This is a genomic window from Mycobacterium sp. TH-M82, from assembly GCF_057473605.1.
Genome location: NZ_JBYCKY010000905.1, coordinates 1 through 14,221 on the forward strand (window position 1 = coordinate 1; position 14,221 = coordinate 14,221).

General features: G+C 65.4%; 15 protein-coding genes. 6 read left to right on the forward strand and 9 right to left on the reverse strand.

What is annotated here, in order from left to right; genetic code table 11:
* Positions 1-171: 171 nt before the first annotated feature.
* Positions 172-1,569, reverse strand: coding sequence for an IS1380 family transposase (locus AC2VON_RS26325; RefSeq protein ID WP_065132487.1), 1,398 nt, complete (start codon positions 1,567-1,569; stop codon positions 172-174).
* A gap of 87 nt (positions 1,570-1,656) precedes the next feature.
* Here AC2VON_RS26325 and AC2VON_RS26330 point away from each other — a divergent pair, with 87 nt between their 5' ends.
* Together AC2VON_RS26330 and AC2VON_RS26335 are read left to right on the forward strand one after the other, a co-directional pair.
* Positions 1,657-2,016, forward strand: a complete 360-nt coding sequence (locus tag AC2VON_RS26330) for a DUF4333 domain-containing protein (protein ID WP_486955446.1) — start codon at positions 1,657-1,659, stop codon at positions 2,014-2,016.
* Between the two features lie 48 nt (positions 2,017-2,064).
* Positions 2,065-2,655: a hypothetical protein gene (locus AC2VON_RS26335; RefSeq protein ID WP_036473529.1), complete on the forward strand. Its 591-nt coding sequence runs from the start codon at positions 2,065-2,067 to the stop codon at positions 2,653-2,655.
* Between the two features lie 306 nt (positions 2,656-2,961).
* Here AC2VON_RS26335 and AC2VON_RS26340 read toward each other — a convergent pair whose 3' ends face one another.
* The 3 genes from AC2VON_RS26340 to AC2VON_RS26350 all read right to left on the reverse strand — a co-directional run bounded on the left by AC2VON_RS26340 (position 2,962) and on the right by AC2VON_RS26350 (position 6,037).
* Entirely contained in the window at positions 2,962-4,749 is a 1,788-nt protein-coding gene (locus tag AC2VON_RS26340) for a hypothetical protein (protein WP_486955447.1), read from the reverse strand.
* Positions 4,750-4,820: 71 nt separating this feature from the next.
* The gene (locus tag AC2VON_RS26345; RefSeq protein WP_036473533.1) at positions 4,821-5,453 is read right to left on the reverse strand and encodes an RES family NAD+ phosphorylase; all 633 of its coding nucleotides are present in this window, start codon (positions 5,451-5,453) and stop codon (positions 4,821-4,823) included.
* The gene (locus AC2VON_RS26350) at positions 5,450-6,037 is read right to left on the reverse strand and encodes a helix-turn-helix domain-containing protein (protein ID WP_036473535.1); all 588 of its coding nucleotides are present in this window, start codon (positions 6,035-6,037) and stop codon (positions 5,450-5,452) included. The genes AC2VON_RS26345 and AC2VON_RS26350 overlap by 4 nt, the downstream gene beginning before the upstream one ends.
* A 153-nt stretch (positions 6,038-6,190) precedes the next feature.
* On the opposite strand from AC2VON_RS26350, the gene AC2VON_RS26355 reads away from it, so the two are divergent.
* A complete protein-coding gene (locus AC2VON_RS26355; RefSeq protein WP_051641723.1) occupies positions 6,191-7,612 on the forward strand; it encodes a neutral zinc metallopeptidase in 1,422 nt (473 codons plus the stop codon).
* Positions 7,613-7,928: 316 nt separating this feature from the next.
* Here AC2VON_RS26355 and AC2VON_RS26360 read toward each other — a convergent pair whose 3' ends face one another.
* Positions 7,929-8,195, reverse strand: a complete 267-nt coding sequence (locus AC2VON_RS26360) for a hypothetical protein (protein WP_036473540.1) — start codon at positions 8,193-8,195, stop codon at positions 7,929-7,931.
* A 7-nt stretch (positions 8,196-8,202) separates the two neighbouring features.
* Here AC2VON_RS26360 and AC2VON_RS26365 point away from each other — a divergent pair, with 7 nt between their 5' ends.
* A complete protein-coding gene (locus AC2VON_RS26365) occupies positions 8,203-8,772 on the forward strand; it encodes a sensor domain-containing protein (protein WP_254902468.1) in 570 nt (189 codons plus the stop codon).
* A gap of 503 nt (positions 8,773-9,275) precedes the next feature.
* Complete coding sequence (locus tag AC2VON_RS26370) at positions 9,276-10,145, forward strand: hypothetical protein (RefSeq protein ID WP_064942981.1); 870 nt, start codon at positions 9,276-9,278, stop codon at positions 10,143-10,145.
* Between the two features lie 124 nt (positions 10,146-10,269).
* On the opposite strand, the gene AC2VON_RS26375 is transcribed toward AC2VON_RS26370, so the two are convergent.
* On the reverse strand, positions 10,270-10,662 hold the full coding sequence (locus AC2VON_RS26375) for a hypothetical protein (protein ID WP_036473545.1): 393 nt from the start codon (positions 10,660-10,662) through the stop codon (positions 10,270-10,272).
* A gap of 2 nt (positions 10,663-10,664) precedes the next feature.
* Positions 10,665-11,243 (reverse strand): DUF4333 domain-containing protein, encoded by a 579-nt coding sequence (locus AC2VON_RS26380; RefSeq protein WP_231122300.1) that lies wholly within the window; start codon positions 11,241-11,243, stop codon positions 10,665-10,667.
* A gap of 361 nt (positions 11,244-11,604) precedes the next feature.
* Between AC2VON_RS26380 and AC2VON_RS26385 the strand changes: the two genes are divergently transcribed.
* Positions 11,605-12,708, forward strand: coding sequence for an FHA domain-containing protein (locus AC2VON_RS26385; protein WP_036473549.1), 1,104 nt, complete (start codon positions 11,605-11,607; stop codon positions 12,706-12,708).
* A gap of 57 nt (positions 12,709-12,765) precedes the next feature.
* Here the strand turns inward: AC2VON_RS26385 and AC2VON_RS26390 are convergent, their stop codons facing one another.
* A complete protein-coding gene (locus AC2VON_RS26390; RefSeq protein WP_231122301.1) occupies positions 12,766-13,377 on the reverse strand; it encodes a hypothetical protein in 612 nt (203 codons plus the stop codon).
* A gap of 3 nt (positions 13,378-13,380) precedes the next feature.
* Positions 13,381-14,175, reverse strand: a complete 795-nt coding sequence (locus tag AC2VON_RS26395) for an SseB family protein (protein ID WP_232232243.1) — start codon at positions 14,173-14,175, stop codon at positions 13,381-13,383.
* Positions 14,176-14,221 lie beyond the last annotated feature (46 nt).

Sequence of the window (14,221 nt, forward strand, 5' to 3'; positions counted from 1 at the left end):
CTAACCTCGATTTTGCATACCGGTAGGCCGGGGTGCGGGTTGGCCGCGGATTGGCTTGTGCATTCAGTATTTTCGGGTTTTGACATGTTTACTCGCCCCGTGTCGCGGGGTGTGCGAGGTTTCCAGGGCCTTGGGCCTTTCGTAGTCGTTGGGACGGGGTGGTTGGGCGGGTCAGGGGAAGGCTGCGCGGATGCGGTGCCAGGCGTTGGTGATCGTTGTGGCCCAGCGCCAGGTGGAGTCGATGCGGAGCCGCAGTTGTCGGGCGCCGCGGGTGATGCGGGCGGCAACGTGTAGCACACGGTAGCGGAACGTGGCGATCTCGCAGCGGGCGATCTTGGGTTGGTCGGCGAACCCGAGTAGTTTCGCCCAGGTCACGAGATCGTTTGCAGTCAAGACGATTTCCAGCCAGGCGGCGTTCGCGTCGAAGCCGTGGCAGGGCAGGTTGGCCAGCCCGGTGGCCTTGCCTTCGCGGATGCGGTCCTCGACGCGGGCATGTTGGCGGTGTCGCAGCTCGAGTCCGGCCAACTGCCCCGGGATGACACCTGGGGGTGTGTCGGTGATAAAAGCGGTCACCCGCATGCCGTCGGCATCGGTGAACCGCAGCTGGGCGCCGGGGTGCGGGCGCTCCTTGCGCAGGACCAACCGGGTTCCGGCAGGCCACGCGGACAGGTTGACCAGGTCGGTGGCCTCGGCCACCCAGGCCCCGTCGCGGATGTCGCCGGTGGCCTCGATCGCCGGGTACCAGGCATTACCGAGATTGAGGGTGTCCACGGCATCCTGCACGCGGGCATCGACCGGGAAGCCGAAGGAGAATCCGGCGTCGTGATCGCGGCAGGCGTTGGCGAAGGCATGGGTGGCACCGGCCGAGTCCGAGCGCACCACGACCTTGGGCGCCTCGGGATTGTGCGGGCCGTGACGCCAATCGGCCGGCAGCGACGCCAATGCCTGCTCAAGGACCGTGACGTGGTCGGCCGCAGTGTTGCTGCCCGCGTTGCCTTTGCGCAGCAGCCCGGCCAGCGCCTCACCGCCGGCGATCTCTGGGCGGTCCAGAAACGCTAACAACGGGTGGTGTCCGAACGACTTTTTCCAGGTAGAAGCCGCGCTCTCCTTGTTGTCGGAGTGGTCGATGACCAACGTGGCGTCAATATCGATATGCAGCCACTTGCCAGGTGGCGGGTTGGCTCCTGCGGCCCAGGCCGCCGCTCTGGCCGCCGCGCGGGCAGCGCGCACTCCCGCCAGGTGCGCCGCATCGACGCGCTGGTCAACCAGGCGCCACATGGTGGTCGTCGAGGCCGCCGCACCGAATACATGCTCGCGGTCCCTGCAGAGTTGCCCGATCCCGTCGATACAGTCCGCGCCGTCGGCCACCGCCGCCGCCAAATCAGCGAACACCGCACCCGGTGCGTAGACCCATGGGCCCTGGTACGTATCGGCTAATGAGGCCGTGACCTGCGACGACAACCCGGTCAGGTCGGCCAACTCACGCAACAGCCCCATCCCCGCATGCGACACCACGCCGTGCCCGTCCGCCGACACTTTCACCCGAGAAACCGCTGCGCTACCCTTCACCTAGAAAGTGCCCTCCCGCTCGGAATCATGGACCTTCAGCAGTCTCATTATCCCTTGCAGGACAGGCACTTTCGCTAACCCCGCACCGTGTCATCCCAAGTTGCGCGCAAAATCCAGGCTAAGGCCCTGTTGTGGGGTGGCCTGGGACTGGCTGGCGCGCTCCTGGCGACGGGTGTGGCTATCGGTTTGTCCAAGCCCAGCTTCCTAACCACCAAGAAACTCGACATCGGGGCTGCCGAAGCGGAGGTCCAAGGCGTACTGACCGACGAGGTCACCGGCTACGGCGACAAGAACGTTTCCGACGTCAAATGCAATGACGGCGCGAATGTTCCTGTGAGGCAGGGCGCCAGTTTCACCTGCCGGGTTAGCGTCGACGGCACCCCTCGGCAGGTCACCGTGACGTTCTTGGACAACAACGGCAACTACGAAGTGGGCCGACCCGACTAACCGGTCGGCTCCCCGGGGCCGACCGTATGTGTCTGTAGTCTGCGCGGCATGGCCGATAAGACTGCGGTCGCGCACCACGAGGCGGCCCACACCGTCGCTGCGCTGATGACTGCGAACAACGGGCTACTTGATGACCGGATGGCCGTCACCATGGGCACGATCGACGGAGGTCCGTCCGGGGGCAACAGCAAGGTACTGATATCAAGCGATCACCCGGTGCAGGCCGCGTTCATCTATTACGCGGGCCCGTGGGCAGAGGCCCGCTTGCAGTGGGGTAAGCCAGCGCACGCAGTGGACGACACGGACGAAGACGGTAAGTCATTTCGCCAGACCGTCGCTGAGAAATTCGACTTCGGGGCTGACAGTGACGGCGCCTGCTATGCGGGTCTAATCCAGGTCGTCCCAAGCATTCCCGACAACGAGCCGTACTGGTCGGGCCAACTAGAACAAGCCTGGCCAGTCGTCGAAAAGATGGCCGGTGCGCTGCTTGACCGGCTCAACGGCGCAGAGCCGCGGCCCTACCTGCCCCAGTTGGGCGGCAACCGCACGATGCGAAACGTCTCCATGAGCTACGGCGAGGTTGTGGACTTGGTTAAGCCGCTGCTGGAAACGTGCGCGATGTGGCGCTACCTCTCGTAGCCGAGCGCCGCGACGATCAGCGGTACCGACAGCAGCAATGAGAGCCGTCGCTATCCGGCACGAATCTGACTGCGGGACACCAGGAATCTTCCGCGCCTCTGAAATGCGCGGCAGCGCGTCGCTGGGCGATATCCGTTGCAGGGTGCCTGCCAACCGGAGAAGGAGTCGATCCTTTGGGCCCGGATCGCTGGGCTCTGTTTGTCAGTCCGTGGGCAACCGTGGAATGACCCGTCGATCCTTTGGGCCCGGATCGCTGGGCGAAGTCCTCGTGAGTCATTGTAGCCAGTGGCACGCTAGGCCGGCGGGTCAAGGCTGCACCGGTGGTTGCGCCGCTCGAGCGAGCATCAGCGCCGTCGCTGAAAGATCGGGGTCATAGGTGCGACCGCACCCGGCGCAAATGATCTTGCGGCGCCGCCGTCGGCTCTCTACCCGGTTCTCATATCCACAGCCGGCGTGGATTCGGCTCAACCCCGCAGCGGGCACCACTATCACCGGGACGCCGTCGCGGGTCGCTGCGGCGACCATGCTCGACCGCAGAGCGCCAGGCGCTGCATGATCGCGGCGGCGATCGATTTGGCGCTGTAGGTCGGCAGGAATCCTAGTGTGCGCCATGGTGTTTCGTATCACGGCGGAGATATTGGTGTCATCGACGACTAGGCGCCCGCACTGGCTGACCAGCGCGCTTGCAACCCGCCGCCACAAGTCCGTGCGGTGGCCGAGGGCTCGTGCACGGCCGTGCGCTTGCTGTTGCCATAACAGTTTGTCGGCCCGCCGCCACGCTTCAAGCGGTTGGGCGATCTCGAGGTCGGAGCCGCGCCAGGCGAGCGCGAGGGCGGCGAATCGAGCGGGGGAGCGCCACCGCGCAGCATCGGCGGCGGTGATCTGTTCGTCGGGCCGGATCGGATGCGGCCGCGGCCCCTGGTCGGCAAGCCACGTGCTCAGCCGGTCCCGGATGTCGTTCAATGCCGCATCACGAGCCGAGGCGATCTCGGCGTAGCGCTCTAGCCGGGTCCCGACGGAGCCGGGCGCGATGATGCGGCCCGAGATTCCCTCGACGATGGGCACGATCACGTCGGCCAGTTCGGATGGGATCGCCACTGGTCGGTCTGAGCGCCAATGCGCGACCACGACACCCTCATCGATGGCATGCCAGCCCAAATGTATGGCCAGGGTGGGGAGATCGCCGCGGCGGGGGACAGTCGGATGGGGGAGCCGCGCGGTGATCGAAAGCCGCGCCCGCAGATCGGCGCCGAGTCGGGTGACGGTGAGTTTGGCGCGGGTGATATCGGCGTCTTGGGGCAGCCAGCGGTGGGCTTGGACCGGCAAGTCAATCCACTGTGGTTGGCCCCCAAGGGATCCGCATCGCATCCGCACCGTAATGCGTCCTGCGTGGCGCTGCTCGGCGCGGGTCATGGATGCCCACTGGTCGGGGTCAACCCACGGCAGGTGCAGGACGTTATGGTAGCGCCCGGCGGGATCGGCGAGCAGCATCGGAGTCCGTGGCGGCGCGCCGGCGGTTCGCTGCAGTTGGACCGCGAGGGTGCCGGTGCCGTCAAAGCGGTGGTGGCGCAGCGCAGCTGGGCGGCCTTGGGCGCGCTGTTGCTGGATTCGGCGCACCGCCGCCTTATGTTCGTCCATGACGCTGTTGAACGTCGCCCAGAACAGCGTCGGGTCGCCGTGTTGGCAGTAGGTGCGGTAGAGGGCTTTCTGCTCGGCCGCCAGTTGTGCGCCGCGGTCGCGGCGGCGCTGCGCGGCGTCTTGCCTCACGTCGGCGATCGCTTCCCGGCGGGCGTGGCGTGCGGCTTTGAGTGCGGTCCTGGCGTCGTGTAGTCGCTCGGTGATCGCGGTGTTCACGCGTTTGCCTCTGGCTGCGGAGCGGGCAGCCTTCAGTGCCTCGTTGGCCGCGATGGCCTCCGCTTCGGTCGCCGCGACGTGAGCTTCAGCGGCCGCTACCGTCGGATACGACGACCAGATCGCCTTGATGTCTTCGTCATAGGCCAGTTGCAAGGTGACCAGATCCTCGCGCAGGCTATGTGCGAGCCGCAGTTGCTGGCGGACCACCTCAGGAATTTGCCACCGGTAGTGGACGCCCATCGTGTGAACGGTGATAGCGCCCTCGGGTGTCACTGGCCCCGGCTGGACGGGCTCATCATCGGAGGCCATGGTCATAAGATCGTGTAGCCAATCTCGCCAGCTGCTGCTTGCGTGATCGACCAGACGAGCGGGTGCGCGAGCGGGCGTGAGAACGCCGGCATCATCGGGATAGAGTCGGCGGCCGCGGTCCACAGCACAATGTTGGGCCGCCCGGTCATCGTCGACGGGACGTAGAGCCCGTCCAGGTCAGGCCAAGTCGTGTAGATAGCACGGGCCCAGCGCCGGCATACCGAGCGTGGCGCGGCCAGTAGTGCGGTCGAGGCGCTGTTGCGCAGCAGCCAAGTTGTGGACAAGTCGAGCAGGTGCAGTGGCCGCTGGGGGTGCCAGGCGGTCAGGGTCGGAGTGCCTGCGCGGGTGTCGATCACGCGCGTTGTTTGGTAGACCTCGGCCAGGCTGGTTGCGAGATCGGCTGCGGCATACAGCACACCTTCGCTGCGTGCGCCAGGTGAAGGGCCCGGGTGGGGGTCCCACCGCATCGATGGCAGCGGCCCGTAGGTGCGCAGTTGGTTCCAAGGCAGCACGTGCTCGCCGGCGGTGCGGTGGACCCGCCATAGCGTGCCGGTGTAGTCGATGCTGTCTTGCGGTTCTTGGACGAGCTGCGCGGGAGGTGTTCGAGGCGCTTTCGGTTTGGGCTGGGGGCTCACCAGCGTCCGAGATCCTCGAGGAAGCCGGCGACCAACTCGGCGTCACCGCCGGCGGCCAGATGCTCGATCGGCGTGCGGTTGTCAAAGTCGGGCTGCGCGGTGTGCATGAACGCATCCAGGACCGCGGGGGTAGCGTCGCGTGGTATCGCAGGCACGATTACGTCCAAGCCCGGAAGCAGCTCCTTCCCGAGGAACTGCCAGCGGGGGATGCGTCGGCTTCCCTGAAGATCGAAGGCCCATAGCGCTTTTCCGGTGATCCGCCGTGACACGCGCGACCGATCGACACCCAAGATCGCGGCGGCTTCTTTGATGCTGACCGATCCAGAAAGCGCGCCGGTGAGTTGCCGCAACGCAACACGGGCGCGGGCCTGGCGCTCATCGTCGGCCGACCATGTCTCGATGACTGCCTCGGCGCTGGGTTCGGCGTGGGTGCGAAGAAAGTCCACCTCCGTCTTCGACAGCGTGGTTGCTCCCGGGATCGCCGCAAACGCGGAATCTAGCTCGTTGAGAACCTCCTCCACCGAGAGGTCAATCCGGTGCTTGGCCAATAGGGCACCCAACGCGGGCGCCGCCGAACCGTTCATACGCACATACTAGCACGCATGTGCTGTTCTGTGCGGCCCGCGCATGGGCCACACAGAACGGGGCGCGCGCGGATCTTGCGACGATAAGGTTGCCTCGTGACTAGCCGACTGCGCGGTGCGGTCGCTGCGGCGACGGCGGTCAGCGTCGTCGCGATGATCGCCGTCGCCGCCGCGGGGTGCACCACCATCATCAAAGGACACGGTGCCTCGATGCTCTACGACCCTTTCCACGTCGGGGGCCTGCTGGCGGTCGACGGCCCAAGCGGACCTCGCAGCGACGCACCCCAACCCACCGGCACAGTGGAAAACACCGACCATGGTGAGGACGACACTTTGGTGCTGTTGTCGGTCAACGACATTCAAAGTTTCTGGCGCTCCAACTACAGCAAATTTTTCAAAGGCGAATTCAAGCCCGTCGACGAACTCGTCTCCTACGACTCCGAGGATCCGGCCAGCCCTGCCGTATGCCATCACCGAACCTACAAACTGATCAACGCGTTGTTCTCGCCGCGCTGCAACCTGATCGCCTGGGACCGCGGGGTGCTTATCCCCACCGGCAAAACATATTTCGGATCGATGCCGGTCACAGGCATCTTCGCTCACGAGTATGGTCACGCCATTCAGGACATGGCCAACATCGCCCCCCGCGGCACCTCGACGATCGTGCTAGAACAGCAGGCGGACTGCTTTGGCGGTGTCTACATGCGCTGGGTTGCCGAAGGCAAGTCGACGCGCTTCACCCTCAGTACCGGTGACGGGCTCGACCATGTACTGGCCGGCCTGATCACCCTGCGTGACCCGATCCTTACCCCCGACGATCGGGAGCTGATCGAAGAAGGCCACGGCACCGCGCTCGACCGTGTCAGTGCTTTCCAGATGGGTTTTGTCTCAGGCGCCTCGGCGTGTGCCGCGATCGACGACAACGAGGTCAAGCAGCGTCGCGGGGATTTGCCGATCGCGTTGACCTACGACCAATCCGGTCGCTTAGAGACCGGGGAAGTGCCGATCACCGAGCAAACCCTGTCGTCGCTGATGGACACCCTTGGGGCGATCTTCGCCCTGAAAAGCCCCCCGCAGCTGTCCTATACCGCCGCCGGCTGCGCTGACGCCCAAGCCAGCCCGCCCGCCTCATACTGCCCGGCCACCAACACCATCGCTGTCGATCTCGCCCAGCTCCAAAAGATGGGTGCGCCCGGTAATGAGCAGTCCGGTCATGTGCTGATCCAGGGTGATGACACCGCGATGTCGGTGGTGATGTCGCGGTATGTCCTTGCGGTGCAACACGAACGCGGCCTCAAGCTCGATTCACCGGTGAGCGCATTGCGGACCGCCTGCCTTACCGGCCTGGCGCACCGCAAAATGGCTGGCACGGTGTCGGTGCCGTCGGGCAATGCGCTGACCCTGACTGCCGGGGACCTCGACAAAGCTGTTGCCGGGCTGTTGACCAACCACCTGGTGGCCAGCGACGTCAACGGGCAGACCGTGCCGGCGGGGTTTACCCGGATCACCGCATTTCGCTCCGGGGTCGTCAACAGCAACGACGACCTGTGCTACCAACGTTTCACCGACGCCTGAACAGAGCCGCACGCAGGTGCTGGATCAATGCGGGCCCGGTGAGCGAGCAGCGACACGGTGCGACGACAGCCGCTCGCCGACGAGGCATTGGATCCGCAATCCCACTGAGGATTTCACCGTATTGAGGCAGGGTTAGAGCAATGAGCACCGATTGGGGGCCCGGGCAGGGCGATGAGCCGACGATGAACCTCCCGCAGCGCCCACCAGCGCCGCCACCGACGCCGGGGGGAGGATCCTTCCCGCAACCCGGCCCGGCCTGGCAGCCGCCTCAAGCCCCACCACACTGGCAGGGGCCACCGAGTGGGCCGCCGTATCCCTACCCAGTGGGCGGTCCGGGCATGCCGCCCATCGGATACCCGCCGCCGCGGCGGCGCCGGCGTTGGCCCTGGTGGGTTGCCGGTGCGATCACCGCCGTGATCACGGTAGTGGTGATCACGCTGGTGGTGGTGGGCGGCAACGATTCGACGACGACGTCGAACTCGGCGGCGCCGTCATCGACGCGGGCACCTGCCTCGAGCTCGAGTAGGCCGGCGCCGCCGACACCGTCACCGAGCGCTTCGCCGGCGGCGCCGGCGCTAGACATCGCAGCGCTGCCGAGCCTGCTGGCATCTGCCGACCAGGTCGGCAATGTACTCCACGACGTGCAGATGCGACCGCGTGAGGTGGCGACGTCGCTTGCCTCAGACGTGTCGATAGACCCGGCCAAGTGCGCCAGCGCCGTGGCCCCGGCGTTGGCAAGCACCTACACCGGGTCGGGGTATACCGGCGTCGCGGTCCAAGGACTGATGGAGGCCAGTCCGGGACGCCACAAGGTGATTCAGGCGGTGGCGGCGTTCTCCGATGAGGCTGCCGCGCAACAGTTTTACACCCAACAGCTCTCGGCGTGGCGAGGGTGCCGACTGACCGGCGTCACCGTTTCCTTCACCAACGGCCAACCCGATGACCACGCCACGATCACGATCATCAGCGAGACCGACGGCATCGCCAGCACGGTGTTGCTGCCCGCCGGGGCGAGCGAACACCAAGGCAGTGAGTGCGAGCGCGCGATGGGTGTGCGGCGCAACGTCGTGGTGGATGTGCGCGCGTGCGGGCAAAACACCATCACCACGGGCGCATCACTTGCTCGCGTGATCAATGACAACATCACCCGCCACTCATAACCGGCCAGAACTGCGCCCCTGCGGCGGCGGGAGTTTCACGGGGAAGTCAGCGCATGCTACGAAACCCTCTGCAGCACAGCGGCAGTGGGAATGATGACACGGGTGATGGCTCGGGGTGCAGACCCGCAGGGCACGATGAAGGTCTGGGGATGAGTGCACGGGAGTTTCGCGACGATGATGCGGGCTATCAAGCCTGGCTGACTGACCACCCGGATGGCTTCGTGATCAACATTGCGCGCAGCCACACTGCCACCGGCGCCCGTGTGCACCGTGCCAGGTGCCGAACGATCAACGGGACGAACCCACGCGCCGGCAGCTGGACCGGACCGTACGTGAAGGTCTGTGCGCAGCATTCGGCCGAACTCGAGCGGTGGGCGATCAAAGAGCTGGGGGAGCCGCTTGCGGTGTGCGCGATCTGCCACTCGGGCCCGCGAAACCTGGAATCCACCACGACAGGGCGGAGCCGGCGAACAGGCCCACGCCGTGAGTATGAGGGTCGCAGCGTGGTCCACGGGCCATTGCCGGGGCGTGCGGTCGTCGAGGCCTGGGCAGATGCCTACATCCAGTCTGGGGACCGGCGTGTCCGCCAGAAGAACCTAAGCAGCGAGATTCAGGCTCGCTGCAGGCAGCTCAAACCCTCGGATGGCCAGGTGCTGCACGCCACGTTTTTCGGAGCAAAGCCCGACGGTGCTGACGTGGAAAACCTGTTGCTCTACAACATTGGCTCGTTTGCGATCGCTGGGTGTAACGGGATTCGCTTCGAGCACGGTGCTGTCGTGCCAGCCCCTCCGGATGGTGGCGAGTATCCGTTCTGCTACCGCTATGCGCTGGCACCGCGGTCGGCCTCCTTCACCGACTGGCGGCAGGGCCGACTGCTGGCGTCGTTCGACTGGACGGACCTGGGCGCGTTCTCTGGCGAGAAGAAGCTGGAACAAGTGTGGCTAGCGCTCGCGCGCGGGCCGGTGAAGGTATTCGAGCCAGAATGCACGCCCCATACACCTTTTGGTGTCAGAGTCCGGGTCCGGCCGCCGCGCGGGGGTCGACCACCGGTGTGGGGTGCTGGTTTGGTAAAAGGCATTTTCGATGGCGTCATCTCGGTGTTCGCCACCCATGCAGACGCGACCGTGCTTGCTGAAGTTGTGGCGCGGCTTGCGACAATGCTGGCGGCCGATGCCGCCGAAATCGAGGCGCACCTGCTTGATCAACGACGCGGCGTGCTCGGCGCTGTGCCGCGGCTTGTCAAGCCTTTCGGTGCCGGGGGTGTCCAGTGGAGCCCTGGAGACGATTGGTGTGTGGCCGGTGAGCTGCTGGCCGTTGAACCCATCGGCTCGCGGTGGGAAATCAGCGGAGAACTCGTCGAGCTCTCCCGCTGACACCGCGCGGATGGCAGCCCGCCAGGATGGGCAATGGATCCCGGTGGGACGATCTGATCCCATCTGCAATCGCACGAAACTCGCGGCGCTTCGGGACGGAGAATTCCTGTCCTCCCGAGGAGGTTTAGAAGGCAAGGGCGTAGCAGAACAAGAGCAGCAGTAGCAGCGGGATCAGGGACACCAGGGTCAGCACGGCGACCACCTGGAGAAATGGGTGCGGGCGTACGGCCACGGCGCTCGCGGCCAGGCCAGTCGCGACGACGATCAACCCGGTCGAAGTGAGGACCCCGATTCGTGCGGAATGCACGATCGTCGCGGAATTGTCGGGGAAATAGCCCTCTTCGAGTTTGACCCCGAACACCGGGCTGCTCAACTCGTTGAACAACAGCAGGATCACCAGCGCCAGCACCACCATCGCCAGCAGCGCTAGGCACGCCCCTAACAGGTTGCGGTTAGGCGGCTTTGGCGCCTGGCCGCAGTGGATTCGTGCCGGCTGGCCCATGTCGTCCAAGCGCATGGTCAGATTTTTGTTCCCTTCGGGGCGCTGACCTCGTAGCCACCCGCGTCGTCGGTGAAGGTGACCGTGAACTGGTGTTTGATGTGGTCAATGGTGGCCTGGCAGGTGAAGGTGGCTCCCTTGAGAATGGTGGGGTTGTGGCCGTCGTTGCAGGTGACGTCGCTGACGTTCTTGGCGGCGTAACCGTTCGGATCGGACAAGACGTGCGTGACGCCGGCTGCGACAGCGCGGACGTCGAGTTGTTTGGTGACGAGAAAACCGGGTGCTACGAATCCCGCGAAGAGCACCGCCGCGGTGATCGCGGTGAGCGCGCCGCCCAGGTAGAGCGGAAGGTGTTTGCCGCGCAGGCCAACTCGGGGACTACGGGCCGTGAAGGCGGTTGGTGCCCAGGGGTTCGCGCCTGGTGGTAGGTGAGGATGCGGGTAGGGGAAGGGGCCGGCCTGGGGCGTCATCGGGAAGGCTTGTGGGCGGGGCAGTGGCTGGATAGGCGGTTCGTAGAAGCCCTGGGGAGCGACCGGCGGCATCCCCGGCGCGTACGGGTGGCGCGGTGGCGCCAGGGGCGGCTGCTGTGGGTGTTGCATCGGCGACCTTTCTCTGTGCGTGGCCGAGGGCCGCAATGGCATCGTGCCCGAACAGTAACCCAAGCAGTCCCCATAGCGCAATGGTTTAGAAACCACAGCACGCTTGTGGGGCCGTCCCGCTTGCGAGTCATGGGCCCGGTGAAGCAACCGCGTCAGCAGCTCACTCTAGGGTGTCTACCTGGATTAATGTGGTGAGTCGCCCATCGGTACGCACGACGCGAGAATCGCAGAACGCCGCAGGCCCTCGACAGCGGCGCTGTGCTTTCTAGCCCACCTTTACGGTTCGGATGAGGTAGCATTTAGCCGAGCGCTTTGTTTAACAGCAGAGCATCAGTGCCTCAACCGGGAAAGGGAGCGACGATTGATTGCCAGCCCAGTGACGACGCCCGCGCTAATTGTGCGGGTCGGTCGCGCGACGCACACTCTTCACGCCGCCGCGGGCGCGGTATTCATCGGCAGAGATCCTGAGGCGGCGGTCGACATCGATGATGAGCGGGTTTCACGGCGCCATGTTGTCCTCGAACCCCACCCCGATGGTTGGTACGCCGTCGATGTCAGCACCAACGGAATGTTCGTCGACGGAGAACGCCGCACCCCGGTACCCATTACCGCTACCACGACCCTGCACCTCGGGACCCCAGATGGGGTGGCCGTGACCCTTACCACCGACGTGACTCAGGATGAGTCGACCCAGGCACTGGGGTCAGCTCAGACCGAGCATCCGTCGCGAGCCGAGAAAATCGCCGCGGCGGGGCGTCTGCGGGCTGGCCAAGCGGTCCGTGCGCGTCGTGAGCAGTTGGGGATCTCCCAGCGGGGCCTGGACAACGACGGGATCTATAACCAGTCCGCTCTCATCAATTTCGAGCTGGGTCGCAGCTGGCCGCATCCCAGCACGCTGGCAAAACTGGAAAAGAAATTGGACTTGCCCGCCGGGTACATCGAGGCGCAGCGACGCGAGGGCGAGCTAGCAGCAGCGGCCGTCCCTGAGGCTGGTAGCGACGAGGCGACCGAGGTGTTGACCGACTCCATTCACGCGCCGACTATTTCGCGCACGGTCGAGCTCGCTCTGCAAGCCGTCAGCGTGACCATCGCGGACTTGCCTGAACCGAACGCCCCGGACTTCACCGCCAAAGCCACTGCGATCCTGGCTGATCTGCGCAGGCTCGAGGGCCTGGCGTTGACTGCTGCGCGCCAGCCCACTGGGGGCGCTGCGGCCATGAAGGCGTTGAGCCGTGTGCGGCGCACCTACAACGATGTGATGATGCGCGCCGCCGCCTCGCCGTCGGCGACGTTGGGGCAGCGGCTTTACGGGGCCCGCCACCGGGCGGAGCTGAGCCTGGAAGAGGCGGCCATAGGCTCCGGGCTGCCCGCCTCAGCCCTTGAAGACGCCGAAGCCGAACGTCCCGTAACGCCCGATGTCGCCGACGCAATCGAGCTCCTGATCGCCGACCTGTTAGACAAATAACCGATCACGATGTGAGCGAACGATGCTGTCGGGGCGCCGCGCGCGTCTTGGCTGTCGTCAGAAGACGTGACTGTGGGGAGCCGCGATCACGAAGCCATGGGTTTGTGGACCGCTGTTGTCGGCACCGATGGCCTTCGGCGCGTTGAGCCTGCACACCAGATCCGCCGATCGCGGCACCCCGCAGACCAGCGATTGGGTGTTCGAGAACGCCCAGAACACGATTTTGTGCCCCGCTGGCAGCAGGACCGGCGCCTGGCCCGTGGTGTCGCCGAAGAATCGTTCGGGCGGGGTGGGCAGAAACCGCGCCGGCCCGTTGGCCTGGGCGTAGACCGTGGGCAGTGTCACCACCCGGGTCCCCGCCGGCGCCCCGGGCAGATCACCCGCGCACGTCACGTCATGCATCACCTTGACCACGGTCTTTTTGCACAGCAGGCCACTAGGGGTGGTGAACAGCAGATCAGGTAGTGCCGTGAGGTCGCGGGTCTGTTTGGGCAGTGGCCCGCTGTCGTCGATCAGTGCATCAATGTCATCGGGCGCTGCGGTCGCATGCAGGGGCAGACCGACCAACGCCGGCCAGGCAAGCGCCAGCGCGATCAATATGAGCGATCGTTTCGCAGCAACATCCTTGAGCCGGGTTCTCGGCGCGTGAAAGATGTTGGCGTTCTTCATTTTTTATTGGGTGATTTCGGCCAGCGAGACCCACAGGTATGGGCCTGCCGGGTTGATGACGATCCCGCTGTGGCCTTGCGCGCGAGCCATGTTCACCACTTGTTCGACCGTGAGGGGCCCGGCCGCATCAGCGGGGCTCCAAGCTAGAACTTCTGGGCCGCTGGTGAAGCCGAAGATGCTGGAGCTGCCGTCGGGATGTGTGGTGTTGCGAACGGCGATGTGCCCGTTGCCTTGGGAATCGTCGGCGGCGATTGCCAACGGTCCGTTCTGGCGCACCACGTCGACGACGGTGTGCCTGTCGATCTTGCCGGCAGCGTGATCGGCCAGCGCCCGTTTGAGCGGCTCGTTATTCGGATTGCGCAAGGCGAAATCGATTTCGGCGGCCGACAATGCACAGGTGGGGCCGGCGGGGTCGATATAGAGCCAGTCGTTGCCTTGGCTTTGGGCCAGCTCCAGGGCCCCGGTAGCCGACTGCACCAATGACTGCGTGCGCGTACCCGGCGGGTGCAGGCGGGCGATCTCCTCATGACGGGTATAAGCGAACAGCGCCGACCCTTTGCCGTGGGGGCCTGTGCCGCCGCGGATTTGGAGGCGAGACCCGGCCGCGAACGGTGTTTGGCCGGTAAATGCATCGGATCCGGTGATGTCGAAAAGCACCTCACCGACCATGCACAAACGGAGTACCTCGAGCGCCCCGCGCTGGTTGGGTTGTGCGGCGAAGGCGGCGACGGCTTGTCGCAGCGCCACATTGTCGACCAGGGTGGCGCGGTTTCCGTTGTCCTCGGTTGGCATTGCCATACGGATTCCCCTGACTGCACAGATAGCGTGATTCAACGATGGCCTG